Here is a 15,686-nt window from a genome sequence, read left to right as displayed (position 1 = left end):
CGCCTTATGATAATAGCAAAGTATTACCCTGCACCAAGAATAAAGGTGCAAGGTAGGGCGAAAGCAAATAATAATATTTGCTGCTGTTAATTAAATTTCACGAAATATTTTTATTATGATGACTATTTAATTTATTTATAAACGATGGCCGTTGGCGCTTTTTCACCCGAGAAGTGAGCAAGAATATTAGAGAAGACAATATCACTCATTTGAATTCGAGTTTCTGTCGTGGCGCTGGCAATATGCGGCAGTAACACAACGTTATCCATTTCAATTAAGGCCTGAGGCACATTAGGTTCATCTGCAAAGACATCCAAACCAGCACCACCAATTTCTTGCTGTTGCAATGCATGAATTAAATCATCCTGATTAACCATACTGCCGCGAGCAATATTGATCAGCAGCGCATGATTTGGCATCACAGCAAAAGTGGTTTTATTCACCAGACCGGCGCTGTCTTTCCCGCCTGAAATAGCAACGACCAGAATATCGCTTTGCTGGGCAAGACTCATTAAGTCTGGCACATATTGGTAGGGCAAACTCTCGATGTGCACCGTGTCGGTATAAGCAATTTGCATATCGAAACCCACGGCACGGCGGGCAATCGCTTGGCCTATGCGCCCCATCCCGAAGATCCCCAAACGCTTGCCGGTCACTTTAGAGGAGAGTGGTAGGCTGCTGTGTGGCCACTGCCCGGCACGCAGGAATTTATCGGCCTGACATAAACGGCGAGAGGTGGCAATAATCAGTCCTAGCGCGGTGTCAGCCACATCGTCAGTCAGTACACCCGGCGTTGTGGTCACAATGATATTGCGCTCACGCGTCATATCCAGATCCACTGCGTCCGTGCCCACACCGAATATTGAGATAATCTGTACTTCGGGTAATAACGCCAGCACTTCGTTGGTTACACCGATATCACCGCGGGTCACAATGCCTTTGATATTCTTGCCCTGCTCTGCCAGAAATTCAGTGGGATCAGTCATCTGGAAAAGTTTATGAACCGTAAAATTTTGTTCCAGCTTCTGCGTTAAATAGTCCATTACTGGAGCGATGATCAATACGGCTTGTTTGCTGTTTTTCATTACGAGTACCTGATTATGTCAATAAATCAAAAACCAGAATGGCGACAGGTAATCATCGGATGATTGAGCCATTCAGCGAATATCGTTATGAGACCTGTTTTCAATGTTTTATTTTGTGATGTGGGTCACTGTAAATCATGTTAAGAAAACATGTTACCGGTAACGTGACCGACTTATCATTGCCAAGGCTGAATTGTTTCAGCTAATCAAATACGCGTTAATAAGTCATGTAATGCCTTAACCAAAATGTTATCGGTTGGCACTGTTTGTTATGGCGAGAGATAGCCTGATGATGGGGAAATCACTGGAAGCGACTCACTGTTTACGTAGCACAATAATAGTGAGTCGCTGTAGAACGCGGCTTTCGAATGGCCGTGGAGATCTTAGATAGTCCCACCGAGTGAGATACGATAATGAAGGTCAACCTGTTCAATTGTCGGTATTTTTTTGATTTTCTTAATCAATATTTCAGCGGCAACTTTACCCATTTCAAAACGCGGCGTCGTGACACTGGCCAATACTGGCGTGGTTGCCTGACCAATATCCAAGCCATGAAAGCCAGAGATTGCCATTTCTGCTGGTACTGCGATGCCCAATTTTAAGCATTCCTGTAACACGCCAACCGCCATATCATCATTAGTGCAAAAAATTGCATCGACCTGCGGATACATTTGCCGTGCCAATGCCAACATACCAGCCCCAATAGAGACTGAAGAAACTTTGTTCGGTGTAATATGCAAAGGCGAGAAACCGGCATCACTCATTGCTTGGCTATATCCTTGATAACGTTTGCGATCTCGTACATCAGACATGGAACCAAAGTAGACAATATTCTGTTTCCCACTGGCCAGCAGCGTTGCTGTCATGTCATAAGCGGCCTGATAATTATTAAACCCCACCGTAATACGGTCGAACTGAGGTTCCAAATCCATCACTTGCGCTACCGGAAGTTCTGCGGCATTCAAATACTTATCAGCCCGTAATGTATGTTCAGAGTCAGTCAAAATCATCCCTGAAATTTGGCAAGACAGCAGATTAATTATCTGCTCCTCTTCACGTTCTTTATTGTAGTTATAGTTAACCACGAGCGTTTGGTAGCCGCTGGCCGCCGTCACTGATTCAATTCCAGCCAGTAGATCGGAGAAAATCTGGTTATTAAAGGAAGGCACTAAAATGCCAATACGCGGAGTCTTTTGATTAAGGCTGGTTTCCCCGTCAGAATCAGCACTGTAATTGACTTCTGTCATCACCTGAGCAATACGCTCACCGGTCTCTGGAGCCACTTTTTCCGGCGTGCGTAAGTAGCGGCTGACAGTCATTTTGGTCACGCCTGCAAGTAACGCGATATCCTGTAACGTAACACGCTGGTTTTTCATGGCATATACCTGGAACAAGAGTGCGGGAAGAGTGAAATGATTATGCACTGTTAGTGCGGATAATGAAAAGCATGTTACGGGTTAAAAATGGCATAACAGCCAAGAGCTCTATTATTAAGTTATTTTATTATCAATAAGTTAATCTGTAACTATCTCCCCATGTGAGTAAACTCCGTGCGGATAGCGTTATTTTCTCCTCATGAAGGCGATATTGCTCACGTTAGCGGTAACAGGCTGCTGTAACATGATTTAAAGTGATCTGCATCACAGTTTACTAAAGTGAAAAACGGTCTGATAGGCATATGTTTTCAAGCAGCCAATTGACTATTTTTATATTAATAACAGTTAATCGGCCACTATTTTTATTCGGCAACAATACTTATTGTATATGACGTTTAATTAACGCCATCAGGAATTTATTATGAAAAATTTGTTTTCTTTAGAAAAACGCAGAGTATTAATTACCGGTTCGGCACAAGGTATTGGATTTTTATTGGCAAAAGGACTCGCTGAATTTGGAGCCGAAATTATTATTAATGATATTACCGCTGAACGTGCAGAAAAAGCGGTGGCTGAATTACGTAACGAGGGGGTTATTGCTCATGCAGCAGCATTTAATGTGACTGACCATGATGCAGTGAATGAGGCTATTACACAAATAGAAAGTCGCATTGGTACTATTGATGTTTTAATTAATAATGCGGGTATTCAACGCCGCCATGCTTTTACTGAATTCCCAGAAAAAGATTGGGATGACGTTATTGCCGTAAACCAAAAATCTGTATTTTTGGTTTCACAAGCGGTCTCTCGTTATATGGTTCAGCGCCAACGCGGCAAGATTATTAATATTTGCTCGATGCAAAGTGAACTAGGCCGAGACACTATCACCCCGTATGCCGCCTCTAAAGGGGCAGTCAAAATGTTGACTCGTGGAATGTGTGTCGAGCTAGCCCGATATAACATTCAGGTCAACGGGATCGCTCCGGGTTATTTCAAAACAGAGATGACGAAAGCACTGGTGGATGATAAAGCCTTCACTGATTGGCTGTGCAAACGGACTCCAGCGGCCCGTTGGGGTGATCCAGAAGAGTTGATTGGTGCGGCGGTGTATCTCTCTTCAAAAGCCTCTGATTTTGTTAATGGTCACCTGCTGTTTGTCGATGGCGGCATGCTGGTTGCAGTCTGATAGGTACTGAGGGAAGTTATGTCCGGTAAATGCATTATTGTCATGGGCGTCTCCGGCACGGGAAAATCCTGTGTCGGGCAGGCGTTGGCGCAAAAATTGAATGCCAAATTTATTGATGGCGATGATTTGCACCCACGCGCCAACATTCAAAAAATGGCATCAGGCCAGCCTCTGAATGATCAAGACCGTGGGCCTTGGCTGGAACGGCTAAGCGATGTGGCCTATAGCCTGCAACAAAAAAATGAAGTGGGTTTTCTCGTGTGCTCGGCATTGAAAAAGCAGTATCGCGACCGTCTGCGCGAAGGTAATCAGGGGATTCGTTTTTTGTGGTTGACTGGCGATTACGATTTGGTATTGCACAGAATGCAGCAGCGGGCTGGACATTTTATGCCGGAAAGCCTGTTAAAAAGCCAGTTTGCAACACTCGAAGTACCCGATGCTCGCGAGCCTGATGTGGTTGCCATTGATATTTCGCCTGACATTGTCGGTGTGGTTGAACACTGCATCACCGCGTTAAAACAAGAAAGCAAGGTGAGCCACTGCGCTTAAGCTCCTCCAGTACCATGCTGATATAAAAACAATGCTGATGTAAGAATATAGGAATTATTATGATACTTGATGAACTGAAAAACGCAGTGAATAACCCACTCTACCCTGAGGCTATCCGTCGTACACTGGCAGCAATCAACAAACTGGATTTAGCCAATTTGCCTGCCGGTGAACGCGATATTGAAGGTCGGGAGATTTATCTCAATCATATTATTGCTACAACTAAGCCATTGTATGAACAACCCCCTGAATTACATCATTATTACATTGATATTCATATTCTGCTGGAAGGTAATGAAGTGATTGGTGCTTCCCCCACCACTCAGGGCCAGCGTCCGACAATGGATTTTGATACTGAGCGAGATTATGGCTTATTTGAAGGGATCACCACAGAAACCCTGCTAACTCTGGCCCCCGGAGATATCGCGATTTTGTTCCCCGGTGAATTGCATCGTCCAATGGGAACATTGGCCGAAATTACCCCACTACGCAAGCTGGTGGTTAAGGTTGCTCATCATCTGCTGTGATGTCATTTGAGTTGTAGCGAAATGACCGTTCGGTTGTTAAAACGCATAGCTTCATGCGTGGCACCATAAGCGATGGGGCACTGACAACCGAATCAGCCAGTTAGCCAAATTTCATCTCTTATTTTGTGTCCGCCGAGGGTGATAAAGAAGCCTCTTTCCCCGGACGACTCCGTCTAGCGGCCAGCCATAACCCGCTATTTTTCATGGCATAACCAAACACGGCTCCGACTAACAATGAAGCCACCACTAATTTCCAATCCCCATTGCCTGCAAAGGTGGCGCAGGCACCGATAAACGTGCCGGGGACAAACGATAACCACTGCTGGCACGCCTGAATACACATCAAAAATGCCACAATGCCTGTCAACATATATCCAAGTATGGTCCATTCAGGTTGCAATGCGCTGCCCTGAATAATCATCATCGCCCAGAACACACCGCTCATGCAGGTGAGCAACGTGATAAGCAACCCTCTCAGCCCCCCTTGCGGGCAAGCGAAATACGCGGTGCAACCAAGAAAACCCGCCCAACTGATAAGCCCCAAGCTGACCGCAACCCAGCCCCAAATACCCGAGAGAATGCCAGTGGTAATGGCAATCATCAGAATAATGTTCATCAGTGTGTACCCGCGCAAAAGAGTGAGACAAAACGTTCATTGGATGAAAGCCGCGCAGTTTACCTGAGTTTAGGTCATAATTTATCGATTTAAATCACATTAATAATGACACAAATAATTTAATTTCATATTTAATGTGATTTTTATCTCAAATACCATTCTTGTACTTTTATGGCTTGAGTCGCGAAAAAATCTGAATAACTTGAAATAATCTTAATAGCCTATAAAAGAAAAACCCCCTGTCAGTCGAAACTCACAGAGGGTTTTGTTTGGCTTCAGCGCACAGTTACATCAGCGGCTGGGCCATTTGAACCAGTGTAATCAACGGTTGTGGATAAATACCCAACACCAGTACCAAAATCGCGGAAATCAGTACCACTACACCACCGGCTGTCAGTGCCCAGTTGTTTGGTGTGTCGCGAACCAATGTTTCTGGCGCGCTAAGGTACAAACTAACAGTGACACGCAGGTAGTAATATAGGCCAATAGCGCTGCCCAATACCACCGCACCGGTCAGCCACCATAAGTTTGCACTGACACCCATTGCGACGACAAAGAACTTACCGATAAAGCCCAGAGTCATTGGGATCCCGGCCAGTGACAGCATCATCACGGTCATCACTGCAGACAGGATTGGCTTATGCCAGAACAACCCGCGATAGGAGAACAGCGACTCAGCATCCGGGCCTTTGTACGGACTGGACATCAAGCTGACCACACCGAAAGCCCCCAAGCTGCTGAACAAGTAACCCGCCAGATACACACCCACTGTTTCCAGTGCTAACTGGTGGGTTTGGACTGCCACCAGCGCAATCAACAAATAGCCAAGATGCGCAATTGAGGAGTAGCCTAGCAGACGCTTGATATTGGTCTGGCTGATTGCCATCAGGTTACCGAACAGAATCGATGCCACCGCAATCAGTGAAAGCACCAAACGGACCGCTTCACTGTCAGCCGCTGGCGCATACAGGAACAAGCGCATCACGACGGCAAAAATGGCAATCTTACTGGCTGTTGCCAAGAAGGTCGATACCGGAGCTGGTGCGCCCTGATACACATCTGGCGTCCAAAGTTGGAATGGCACCAGTGACAATTTAAAGCCGAGGCCGACAATCATCATTCCTAGGCCGGCCAGAATCAGCGGCTGATGGATAACCGAGTCACTCAGGCTTTTGCCCAAACCGGCGAAAGACAGACTACCGGATTCTGCATACAGCAGCGCCATCCCGAACAGCAGGAATGAAGAGGCTGCCGCCGACAGCAGCATGTATTTGATACTGGCTTCCAGCGAACGCTTCTGGCGATAGGCATAACCAATCAGACCAAACAGCGGCAAGGAGATCAGTTCGATACCCAAGAACAGCGAGGCCAGATGATTAGCACTGGCTAACAGAATGCCGCCCATGGCTGCGATCAGCACCAGTAGATAGAACTCTTCGCGGTTATCTGGGTAGCCATTAAGCCACGGATAAGCAAAGGTACTGGTTGCCAGACTGGCAACAATTACCAGCCCTGTGTAAAACATCGAATAGCCGTCAACCCGCATCAGCGGCGTGACATCCATCGGCCCGACTTGACCGACAAAGTAGAGTGACAGCAGTGCCAGGTTAAGCCCGATAACCGTCAGAGTGGCGTTAATAAAGTGATCGCGTCGCCACGCAATGGACAGCATCACAACCACCACCGTCAATCCGACGATCAACAGCGGTAGCATTGCGATCAGTTGTTGAGGAGTTATTGTCATGGCGAATTACGGCCTTGTTGTTGGAATAGATGAAGCTGAGAACCACTGCTGTACATTACTCATCGCAGCATGTGAAGTGTCGAGAATTGGCTGCGGGTAAACCCCCAGCAAGACTAACAACACCACTAACAGCAGGATGATGGACAGTTCCCTTGCACTCATGCCCGGTAATGCTTCTTGTGATTTTGGCGCGCCGTAATAAGCACGCTGCATCATAATCAGCGAGTAAACCGAAGCAAAAACCAGCCCGAAAGTCGAGATAACCGTGATAACTGGAACGACTTGGAAGCTGCCGAACAGGATCATAAATTCACCCACGAAGTTACCGGTGCCCGGCATCCCCAAAGTGGCTACCGCGAAGAACAACGACAGCGCAGGCAAATATTTGATTCGACCCCACAGGCCGCCCATTTGGCGCATATCACGTGTATGCAGGCGCTCGTATAGCTGACCACAAATGATGAACATACCCGCGGCAGAAAGACCGTGAGCAATCATCTGGATAACCGCACCTTGGTAGGCCAGTTGGCTGCCGGTATAAATGGCAATCAGGACAAAGCCCATGTGCGATACGCTGGTATAAGCAATCAGACGTTTGATATCCGTCTGGCAGAATGCCATCCATGCGCCATAGAAGATACCGACAACACCCAACCACATGGCGATAGGGGCAAATTCAGCAGAGGCATTTGGGAACAATGGCAAGCTGAAACGCAGCAAACCATAAGCGGCGGTTTTCAGCAAAATCCCAGCCAAGTCGACAGAACCTGCTGTCGGTGCCTGACTATGCGCATCGGGTAACCAACCGTGTAATGGCACCACAGGCATTTTTACCGCGAAAGCGATAAAGAAGCCTAGCATCAGCAGATATTCCACATTGTGGGACATCGGCGTTTTCAGCAGGTCTTCGTAGTTGAATGTCCAGATGCCGGTGGCGTTGTAGTGCACAAACACCAACCCCAAAATGGCAATCAACATAATCAGGCCACTGGCCTGGGTATAGATGAAGAACTTGGTCGCTGCCGCGATGCGCGTTTTACCATCCGATGCTTTGTGACCCCACAAGGCAATCAGGAAGTACATCGGCACCAACATCATTTCCCAGAAGAAGAAGAACAGGAACATGTCGATGGCAAGGAACACGCCGATAACCCCACCCAGAATCCACAACAGATTCAGGTAGAAGAACCCCTGATTGCGCTGAATTTCACGCCACGAACAGAGGATAGCCAGCACACCCAGTAGGCCGGTCAACACGACCATCAGCAGTGACAACCCATCTAAAGCCAGATGGAAAGCAATGCCGAACCGTGGGATCCACGGCAAGGTGAATTCTGATTGCCACTGCGGGATACCCGCCGGATTAATCAGTGAATAGCTGCCCTGCACCCACAGTTGCAGAGAGAGCACCAATGTCAGCCCCATCGCGAGTAGCGCTATCCAGCGCGGTACTCTAGTACCGAAGCGCTCACACTGCCAAGACAGTAAGCCGCCGATAAAGGGGATAAGAATTAGCCAAGGTAATAGCATGGCGTTTTGTGTCCCTAATTAAACGAAAAGCAACAGAGCCAGTACAACGACTGCACCCAAACCCATAGACGCGACATACCAACGCACCTGTCCATTTTCACTGACGGTCAGACCGCGATTACTCCAGCGCGAAAGTATCGCTGGGGTATTCATCAGTGAGTTCAGCGGATCACGTTGCAACAGTCTTGCAATCCACAGATACGGGCGAACAAATACGTTGTGGTACAGCCAGTCGAAACCCCACGCATGGAACCACCAGACCGTAAAGAAGCGGCCCGGTGCACTTTGCGCAATGCTGTTTACCCACTGACGTTTGCCCAGATACAGTACCGCCGCCAGTGCAATGCCTACCACAACCAGTACGCCAGAGAAGATCTCCAGCGGCATTTTGCCCTCTTCACCGAAGTGAAGCTCTGGCAATACGCCCGCCAGTGGTGGTGTTATCAGCGCACCAACAAATGTTGACAGCACCAGCAACACAATCAGCGGCAAGCTATGGGTGATCCCTTTGACCGGATGCGCTTTGGTTTTTGGCTCGCCGTGGAACACAATGAAAATCATACGGAAGGTATACAGCGCGGTGAGGAATGCCCCAACCAAGCCTGCAACCATCAGATTGATATGGCCACTGGCCAATGCGCCCCACAGAATTTCGTCTTTACTGTAGAAGCCTGCGGTGACGATTGGCAATGCTGCCAGCGCTGCACCACCCACCAGGAAGCAGATATAAACCAACGGGATAGTCTTACGCAGACCGCCCATTTTGAAGATATTTTGTTCGTGGTGACAGGCCAGAATGACTGAACCGGAAGAGAGGAACAGTAAGGCTTTGAAGAAAGCATGGGTCATCAGGTGGAAAATCGCCGCATCCCACGCCTGAACGCCCAGCGCCAAGAACATGTAGCCAATCTGGCTCATGGTGGAATAGGCCAAGACCCGTTTGATATCGGTTTGTACCAAGGCGGCAAAACCTGCCAACACTAGGGTAACCGCCCCAATAATCCCTACCAGATGCAGAACTTCCGGTGCCATCAGGAACAGGCCGTGAGTACGGGCAATCAGATAGACCCCAGCGGTAACCATGGTTGCCGCATGGATAAGAGCGGAAACCGGTGTTGGACCCGCCATCGCATCCGCCAACCAAGTTTGTAACGGCAACTGCGCCGATTTACCCACTGCGCCACCCAATAACATTAGCGTCGCCCAAGTAATGGCGGTGGAGCCCATTTCCAGTTTCTGCGGTGCTAATACCATCAGCTCACGAATGTTCAACGTACCCAGTTCTTGGTAAAGGATAAACAAGGCGATGGCCAAGAACACGTCACCGACACGGGTCACGATAAAGGCTTTCATCGCTGCTGCACCGTTAGCCGGATTGGTATAGTAGAAACCAATCAGCAAGTAACTGCACAGCCCTACCCCTTCCCAACCCAAATACATCAGCATCAGGTTATCCGCCAACACCAAGACCACCATACTGGCGATAAACAGGTTGGTGTAAGCGAAGAAGCGTGAGTAGCCCTCTTCCCCACGCATATACCAAGAGGCGTACATGTGGATCAGGAAGCCCACTCCAGTGACCACAGACAACATAGTCAGTGACAAGCCGTCTAGTGTCAGCGTCAGCGGAATGTTGAACGTACCAACAGACATCCAGTTCCACAGTGTTTGGTTAAACACTTGTACCCCGGTTGCCTTTTGGCTCAGGAAATCCACTGCGACATACAGAGTCACCAGCGCCGTCAGACCAATAGAGCCAACCCCGACAGTGGCGGAGGTGTTTTCAGACCAACGCCCACGGGAGAATGCCAACAGCAAGAAGCCCAGCAGTGGCAGCAGAATTGTTAAATATAATAGGTTCATCCGCGCATCTCACTGACTGTGTCGATATTCAGAGTATGACGGCGACGATACAGCTGTAACAGCAATGCCAGACCAATACTGGCCTCCGCTGCTGCCAGTGTGATCGCCAGGATATACATCACCTGACCGTCAGCCTGACCCCAATAACTGCCCGCCACAACAAAGGCGAGCGCCGCTGCGTTGATCATCACTTCAAGGCTTATCAGCATAAACAGCAGGTTGCGACGAATCAGCAACCCTGTCAGCCCCAGCACAAACAGAATGGCCGCCAAAATCAGGCCATGTTGTAGAGGGATCATGCTTGTTCCTCCGTTTTTCTTTTCGCTGATTCACTGGCACCTAGCACTTCACCCGGCTTATGTTCACGCCCGATATGGAAGGCAACCACCAGCCCTGCCAGCAATAGCATTGAAGCCAGCTCAACGGCCAGCACATAAGGGCCAAACAAGCTAATACCGACGGCTTTGGCATCCACCATTTCACCGCTGATACCCGAGTCACTGACTGAACTAATGGCGTAAATCAGCACTGATAACAGCACCAAGGCCAATAAACCAGGACCAATCCACAAGCTTGGTTTCAGCCAGTCGCGCTCTTGTTGTTCGACATTGCCAAGGTTGAGCATCATCACCACGAACACGAACAGCACCATAATGGCACCGGCGTACACGATGATTTCCAACGCACCGGCGAAGTAAGCCCCCAGCGAGAAGAACACTGCCGAAATAGCCAGCAGGGAGATAATCAGGTACAGCAGCGCATGTACCGGGTTGGTATGAGTGATAACGCGAATAGTCGCCACCACTGCCACCAATGCTGCAATATAAAATGCAAATTCCATGGAAGCTGGCTCCTAAGGCATCAGACCTTTAACGTCGATCGGTTTGGCTTCATTTTCGGCTTCGCCTTTCTGCTTGCCATCAATCGCCATACCGGACATCCGGTAGAAGTTATATTCCGGATATTTACCCGGCCCCGAGATCAACAGATCTTCTTTCTCATACACCAGATCCTGGCGTTTGAATTCACCCATTTCGAAATCCGGCGTAAGCTGGATAGCGGTCGTTGGGCAAGCCTCTTCACACAGACCACAGAAAATGCAGCGGGAGAAGTTGACACGGAAGAACTCCGGATACCAACGGCCATCTTTGTGTTCGGCTTTCTGCAATGAAATACAGCCAACCGGACAAGCAACAGCACACAGGTTACAGGCAACACAGCGCTCTTCACCATCGGGATCGCGCGTCAGCACAATTCGACCACGGTAGCGCGGTGGCAGGTACACCGGTTCTTCTGGATACATTTGGGTTTCGCGCTTGTGGAAGGCATGAAGGCCAATCATCCACAGGCTGCGCACTTGGGTGCCGAAACCAACCACTAACTCTTTCAACGTCATGGTTCATTCACCCCTTATTGAGCGTTGTACAAAATGACCGCGGCTGTCGCCAGCAGATTCAGCAGGGTCAACGGCAGGCAAACTTTCCAGCCGAATGACATCACTTGGTCATAACGTGGGCGCGGCAAGGATGCACGGATCAGAATGAACATCACCATGAAGAAAGCCGTTTTCAGCGCAAACCAGATAAATGGCGGCAAGAACGGACCTTGCCAACCACCGAAGAACAAGGTGACTATCAGAGCAGAGACGGTCACGATACCGATGTATTCACCGACGAAGAACAGACCGAATTTCATCCCGGAATATTCAATGTGGTAACCATCGGCCAGTTCTTGTTCAGCTTCTGGCTGGTCAAAGGGATGACGGTGACAGACTGCAACACCCGCAATGGCAAAGGTCACAAAGCCAAAGAATTGCGGGATAACATTCCAGACGTGCTCCTGAGAGTTAACAATATCCTGCATATTGAACGAGCCTGCTTGTGCCACGACACCCATCAGCGATAAGCCGAGAAACACTTCGTAGCTCAGGGTTTGTGCAGATGCACGCATCGCCCCTAACAGAGAATACTTGTTATTACTGGACCAACCGGCGAACAGCACGGCGTATACCGCCAGCCCCGCCATCATCAGGAAGAACAAAATACCGATATTCAGGTCTGCAACCGCCCAAGTCGGGCTGACTGGGACAATAGCAAAAGAGAGCAGCAGTGAGGTAAAGGCGATAACCGGTGCCAAGGTAAAGATGGCCCGGTCAGAGAAGCGCGGTACCCAGTCTTCTTTGAAGAACATTTTGATCATGTCAGCAACCAGCTGCAATGACCCGCCCCAACCAACACGGTTTGGCCCGTAACGGTTTTGGAATAGGCCTAGCAGGCGGCGCTCGCCAAAGCTCATAAATGCGCCGCAAGTCACTACCACCAACAGAATCACTACCGCTTTCAGGACAGAGATTAAAATCTCAATCAATTCAGGGGTAAACCAGCTCATAGTACTGCCTCCCGCAGATTCTCAACACGCGCACCCACCATAATTGGTGGAATGCCCGGTAAGCCAAGCGGCAAGCCGACCTGACCTTGAGCCAAGGTTTCACTCAGACGTACTGGCAGGCGCAGAGTCTGACCCGCGCAGTTGAACTCCACCAGCGTACCGAGATTAACCCCGAGTGTGGCAGCATCAGCCGGATTGACCATCACGTAAGGTGCAGGCATCCGTTGTTGAATCACATCTGAACGCTGAGACATCTCTTCACTACCAAACAGGTGGTAGTAAGGTGCTATCTGCCAGCTTTGAGCATGGGCGGTAAAGGCCGCAGGAACTGAATCAAAGTAACCGAGCGTTCCCTCCCCCGCTTCAATCAGGCGGACACCGGGATCGCCAAAGCGCAAATTGCCACCCACTTCTGCCTGGAATTTGTTCCATGCTTGCGGTGAGTTCCAACCTGGTGCCCAAGCAAATGGAATCTGCTGACGATCCGCCAGTGGGCTGTTGTTCCCTTCCATTGAGAAGGCAAACGGCGTGTCGATATCTTGTGGCTGACGCGGTTCATGCACACTAATATCTGCGCGCATAGCAGTACGACCACTGTAACGAATCGGCGATCGTGCCAGTTTCTGACCACGAATGCGGAATGTGGCATCGGGTGCGGCATCAACAATACCGGCTAACTGCGGCAATGCAGCCACACAAGCTTGAATCACGTGGTCAAGCTGAGTCCAGTCCACATGGCGGCTGGTATAAGTTGAGTGCAGGGAATGCAACCAACGCCAGCTCTCCAGCATAATGCTGCGGTTTTCAGGTTTTTTCGGATCATCATAGTAAGTCGGGTCATACACTTGGAAGAAGCGCTGAGCGCGACCTTCCTGATTGACCAATGTTCCGTCGCTTTCTGCAAAACTGGCCGCAGACAGAATCAAATCGGCTTTATCCATAATCGCCGTGCGCTGGTGATCGACCACAATCAGATTGGCTGTTTTCTCCAATGCAGCATCGACTTTGTCTTTTGCTGCGTGGCGATACAGGTCGTTTTCCATCACGATAACGCTGTCCGCATCACCTTGAGTCAACAATTCCAGCGCTTGATCCAGTGAACCGCCACCGATCATTGACAGACCCATGCTGTTGGCAGCACTGGCAACAAAGGTGATGCCCACATCAGAACCACGGACTTTCAACGCTTTCGCCACGTTGGCTGCCGCTTCAATAATGGCATCGCTACCCGCACTGCTACCGGTAATAATCAGTGGTTTCTTCGCACCGGCCAGCGCCTGTACGATGATATCCACTTTACCTTTCAGATCTTTTGACAGGTCATCAACCGCAGGTGCGGATTCATCCAGCGCATGGGCAATAGCAAAGCCTAGGCGAGCTTGATCATCCACTGGTGCACGATAATTCCATGCCGCAATATCATCCATGCGGGTGTTATCAACGTTGGTGATAAACAGTGGGTGTTTGGCATGCTGACCAATGTTCATAATGGCGGCAATTTGCCAGTCAGCCACTTTTTGTGCAGCGGCCATTTCACGCGCTTTGCCTTTCACTGCCTGACGGACAGACAAGGCGATGCGTGCGCCTGTCTGGGTCAAATCTTCACCCAGAATCAGCACGGCATCGTAACTTTCAATTTCGCGTAATGCAGGCGTGTAAATACCGCCCTCACGCAGCACTTTCAGCATCAGTTGTAGGCGTTGTTGTTCACCTGCGGCGATCCCGGTGTAGAAGTTTTCAGCCCCCACCAATTCACGCAACGCAAAGTTACTTTCCAAACTGGCGCGCGGTGAACCAATACCGATGGTTTTCTTCGCCTGACGCAGAATATCCGCCGCACCTTGCATCGCTTGTTCCGCGTTCAGGTGGATCCAGTCATTGCCACGCAATTGCTGTGGCTGACGTGGGCGGTCCTTGCGGTTGACATAGCCATAACCAAAGCGGCCACGGTCACACATAAAGTAGTGGTTTACCGTACCGTTGTAGCGGTTTTCAATGCGACGCAATTCACCATAACGTTCACCTGGGCTGGTATTGCAACCCACGCTGCACTGCTGGCAGATACTTGGCGCGAACTGCATATCCCACTTACGGTTATAACGCTCGGAGTGAGTTTTGTCGGTGAAGACACCTGTCGGGCACACTTCGACCAAGTTACCTGAGAACTCGCTTTCCAGCGTGCCACTCTCGGTACGACCAAAATAGACGTTATCGTGCGCGCCGTAGACACCGAAATCTGTGCCATCAGCGTAATCTTTGTAGTAACGCACACAGCGATAACAGGCGATACAGCGGTTCATTTCATGTGAGATGAACGGGCCGAGATCCTGATTTTGGTGCGTCCGTTTGCTAAAGCGATAACGGCGGAAACTGTGACCGGTCATCACTGTCATATCTTGCAAATGACAGTTCCCTCCCTCTTCACAGACCGGGCAATCATGTGGGTGGTTAGTCATCAACCATTCAACCACACTCTCACGGAACGCTTTGGCTTCGCCGTCATCAATGGAAATAAAGGTTCCATCGGTAGCCGGGGTCATACAGGACATCACCAAACGCCCACGGGTGTCGTCTGCATTTTGGTATTGCTTTACCGCACATTGGCGGCAAGCGCCGACGCTTCCCAGCGCCGGATGCCAGCAAAAATAAGGAATATCGAGTCCAAGGGAGAGACAAGCTTGTAACAGGTTGTCGGCCCCGTTTACGTCGTATTCTTTGCCGTCTACATGAATCGTAGCCATATCAGCATGCTTCCAAGTGGCCTGAAATAATCCTTGTCCTTTACGTTGCTGCGACGTTGGCCGCCACGCAAATTATTGGGT

The 15,686-nt window shown here is 49.5% G+C and carries 14 protein-coding genes; 3 read left to right on the top strand and 11 right to left on the bottom strand.

Going from position 1 to position 15,686, the window contains the following annotated elements; genetic code table 11:
• Positions 1 to 131: 131 nt before the first annotated feature.
• Together ACIOG0_RS07580 and ACIOG0_RS07575 are read right to left on the bottom strand one after the other, a co-directional pair.
• The gene (locus ACIOG0_RS07580; protein WP_050096915.1) at positions 132 to 1,085 is read right to left on the bottom strand and encodes a 2-hydroxyacid dehydrogenase; all 954 of its coding nucleotides are present in this window, start codon (positions 1,083 to 1,085) and stop codon (positions 132 to 134) included.
• A 383-nt stretch (positions 1,086 to 1,468) separates the two neighbouring features.
• The gene (locus tag ACIOG0_RS07575; RefSeq protein WP_050096914.1) at positions 1,469 to 2,461 is read right to left on the bottom strand and encodes a substrate-binding domain-containing protein; all 993 of its coding nucleotides are present in this window, start codon (positions 2,459 to 2,461) and stop codon (positions 1,469 to 1,471) included.
• Between the two features lie 421 nt (positions 2,462 to 2,882).
• Here ACIOG0_RS07575 and idnO point away from each other — a divergent pair, with 421 nt between their 5' ends.
• Genes idnO through ACIOG0_RS07560 form a run of 3 tightly spaced genes read left to right on the top strand, consistent with a single transcriptional unit; the run spans position 2,883 to position 4,723 of the window.
• Positions 2,883 to 3,647 (top strand): gluconate 5-dehydrogenase, encoded by a 765-nt coding sequence (idnO, locus tag ACIOG0_RS07570; RefSeq protein ID WP_128450908.1) that lies wholly within the window; start codon positions 2,883 to 2,885, stop codon positions 3,645 to 3,647.
• 18 nt (positions 3,648 to 3,665) lie between these two features.
• Positions 3,666 to 4,196, top strand: a complete 531-nt coding sequence (locus tag ACIOG0_RS07565; protein ID WP_050096912.1) for a gluconokinase — start codon at positions 3,666 to 3,668, stop codon at positions 4,194 to 4,196.
• A gap of 59 nt (positions 4,197 to 4,255) precedes the next feature.
• Positions 4,256 to 4,723 (top strand): YhcH/YjgK/YiaL family protein, encoded by a 468-nt coding sequence (locus ACIOG0_RS07560; RefSeq protein ID WP_128450909.1) that lies wholly within the window; start codon positions 4,256 to 4,258, stop codon positions 4,721 to 4,723.
• 118 nt (positions 4,724 to 4,841) lie between these two features.
• Here the strand turns inward: ACIOG0_RS07560 and ACIOG0_RS07555 are convergent, their stop codons facing one another.
• The 9 genes from ACIOG0_RS07555 to nuoG all read right to left on the bottom strand — a co-directional run bounded on the left by ACIOG0_RS07555 (position 4,842) and on the right by nuoG (position 15,605).
• Positions 4,842 to 5,339 carry a DUF1097 domain-containing protein gene (locus tag ACIOG0_RS07555; RefSeq protein WP_128450910.1) on the bottom strand — a complete coding sequence of 166 codons (498 nt, stop codon included), beginning with the start codon at positions 5,337 to 5,339 and terminating at the stop codon, positions 4,842 to 4,844.
• Between the two features lie 286 nt (positions 5,340 to 5,625).
• Positions 5,626 to 7,083 carry an NADH-quinone oxidoreductase subunit NuoN gene (gene nuoN, locus ACIOG0_RS07550; protein WP_050096909.1) on the bottom strand — a complete coding sequence of 486 codons (1,458 nt, stop codon included), beginning with the start codon at positions 7,081 to 7,083 and terminating at the stop codon, positions 5,626 to 5,628.
• Between the two features lie 6 nt (positions 7,084 to 7,089).
• Positions 7,090 to 8,613: an NADH-quinone oxidoreductase subunit M gene (gene nuoM / locus ACIOG0_RS07545; RefSeq protein WP_050096908.1), complete on the bottom strand. Its 1,524-nt coding sequence runs from the start codon at positions 8,611 to 8,613 to the stop codon at positions 7,090 to 7,092.
• An 18-nt stretch (positions 8,614 to 8,631) separates the two neighbouring features.
• A complete protein-coding gene (gene nuoL, locus ACIOG0_RS07540) occupies positions 8,632 to 10,476 on the bottom strand; it encodes an NADH-quinone oxidoreductase subunit L (RefSeq protein ID WP_050096907.1) in 1,845 nt (614 codons plus the stop codon).
• Positions 10,473 to 10,775: an NADH-quinone oxidoreductase subunit NuoK gene (gene nuoK / locus ACIOG0_RS07535; protein WP_032815102.1), complete on the bottom strand. Its 303-nt coding sequence runs from the start codon at positions 10,773 to 10,775 to the stop codon at positions 10,473 to 10,475. The genes nuoL and nuoK overlap by 4 nt, the downstream gene beginning before the upstream one ends.
• Positions 10,772 to 11,317: an NADH-quinone oxidoreductase subunit J gene (gene nuoJ / locus ACIOG0_RS07530; protein ID WP_050096906.1), complete on the bottom strand. Its 546-nt coding sequence runs from the start codon at positions 11,315 to 11,317 to the stop codon at positions 10,772 to 10,774. Before nuoJ ends, nuoK begins: the two co-directional genes overlap by 4 nt.
• 12 nt (positions 11,318 to 11,329) lie before the next feature.
• Positions 11,330 to 11,872, bottom strand: a complete 543-nt coding sequence (gene nuoI, locus ACIOG0_RS07525; RefSeq protein ID WP_050096905.1) for an NADH-quinone oxidoreductase subunit NuoI — start codon at positions 11,870 to 11,872, stop codon at positions 11,330 to 11,332.
• A 14-nt stretch (positions 11,873 to 11,886) separates the two neighbouring features.
• Positions 11,887 to 12,864, bottom strand: a complete 978-nt coding sequence (gene nuoH, locus ACIOG0_RS07520) for an NADH-quinone oxidoreductase subunit NuoH (protein ID WP_005159221.1) — start codon at positions 12,862 to 12,864, stop codon at positions 11,887 to 11,889.
• Positions 12,861 to 15,605 carry an NADH-quinone oxidoreductase subunit NuoG gene (gene nuoG, locus ACIOG0_RS07515; protein ID WP_050096904.1) on the bottom strand — a complete coding sequence of 915 codons (2,745 nt, stop codon included), beginning with the start codon at positions 15,603 to 15,605 and terminating at the stop codon, positions 12,861 to 12,863. Before nuoG ends, nuoH begins: the two co-directional genes overlap by 4 nt.
• Positions 15,606 to 15,686 lie beyond the last annotated feature (81 nt).

The sequence above is a fragment of the Yersinia vastinensis genome (genome assembly GCF_044905075.1).
GTDB classification, from domain to species: Bacteria; Pseudomonadota; Gammaproteobacteria; order Enterobacterales; family Enterobacteriaceae; genus Yersinia; species Yersinia vastinensis.
Note: the sequence above shows the minus strand (reverse complement) of the source record. Positions and strands in the feature narration are given on the sequence as shown.

What these genes read in the sequence shown, in the direction of transcription:
- nuoM (WP_050096908.1), bottom strand. Translation starts at nt 8,613, where the DNA reads ATGCTATTACCTTGGCTAATTCTTATCCCCTTTATCGGCGGCTTACTG.
- nuoG (WP_050096904.1), bottom strand. Translation starts at nt 15,605, where the DNA reads ATGGCTACGATTCATGTAGACGGCAAAGAATACGACGTAAACGGGGCC.
- nuoJ (WP_050096906.1), bottom strand. Translation starts at nt 11,317, where the DNA reads ATGGAATTTGCATTTTATATTGCAGCATTGGTGGCAGTGGTGGCGACT.
- nuoI (WP_050096905.1), bottom strand. Translation starts at nt 11,872, where the DNA reads ATGACGTTGAAAGAGTTAGTGGTTGGTTTCGGCACCCAAGTGCGCAGC.
- ACIOG0_RS07580 (WP_050096915.1), bottom strand. Translation starts at nt 1,085, where the DNA reads ATGAAAAACAGCAAACAAGCCGTATTGATCATCGCTCCAGTAATGGAC.
- nuoK (WP_032815102.1), bottom strand. Translation starts at nt 10,775, where the DNA reads ATGATCCCTCTACAACATGGCCTGATTTTGGCGGCCATTCTGTTTGTG.
- idnO (WP_128450908.1), top strand. Translation starts at nt 2,883, where the DNA reads ATGAAAAATTTGTTTTCTTTAGAAAAACGCAGAGTATTAATTACCGGT.
- ACIOG0_RS07575 (WP_050096914.1), bottom strand. Translation starts at nt 2,461, where the DNA reads ATGAAAAACCAGCGTGTTACGTTACAGGATATCGCGTTACTTGCAGGC.
- nuoL (WP_050096907.1), bottom strand. Translation starts at nt 10,476, where the DNA reads ATGAACCTATTATATTTAACAATTCTGCTGCCACTGCTGGGCTTCTTG.
- ACIOG0_RS07555 (WP_128450910.1), bottom strand. Translation starts at nt 5,339, where the DNA reads ATGAACATTATTCTGATGATTGCCATTACCACTGGCATTCTCTCGGGT.
- nuoN (WP_050096909.1), bottom strand. Translation starts at nt 7,083, where the DNA reads ATGACAATAACTCCTCAACAACTGATCGCAATGCTACCGCTGTTGATC.
- ACIOG0_RS07565 (WP_050096912.1), top strand. Translation starts at nt 3,666, where the DNA reads ATGTCCGGTAAATGCATTATTGTCATGGGCGTCTCCGGCACGGGAAAA.
- ACIOG0_RS07560 (WP_128450909.1), top strand. Translation starts at nt 4,256, where the DNA reads ATGATACTTGATGAACTGAAAAACGCAGTGAATAACCCACTCTACCCT.
- nuoH (WP_005159221.1), bottom strand. Translation starts at nt 12,864, where the DNA reads ATGAGCTGGTTTACCCCTGAATTGATTGAGATTTTAATCTCTGTCCTG.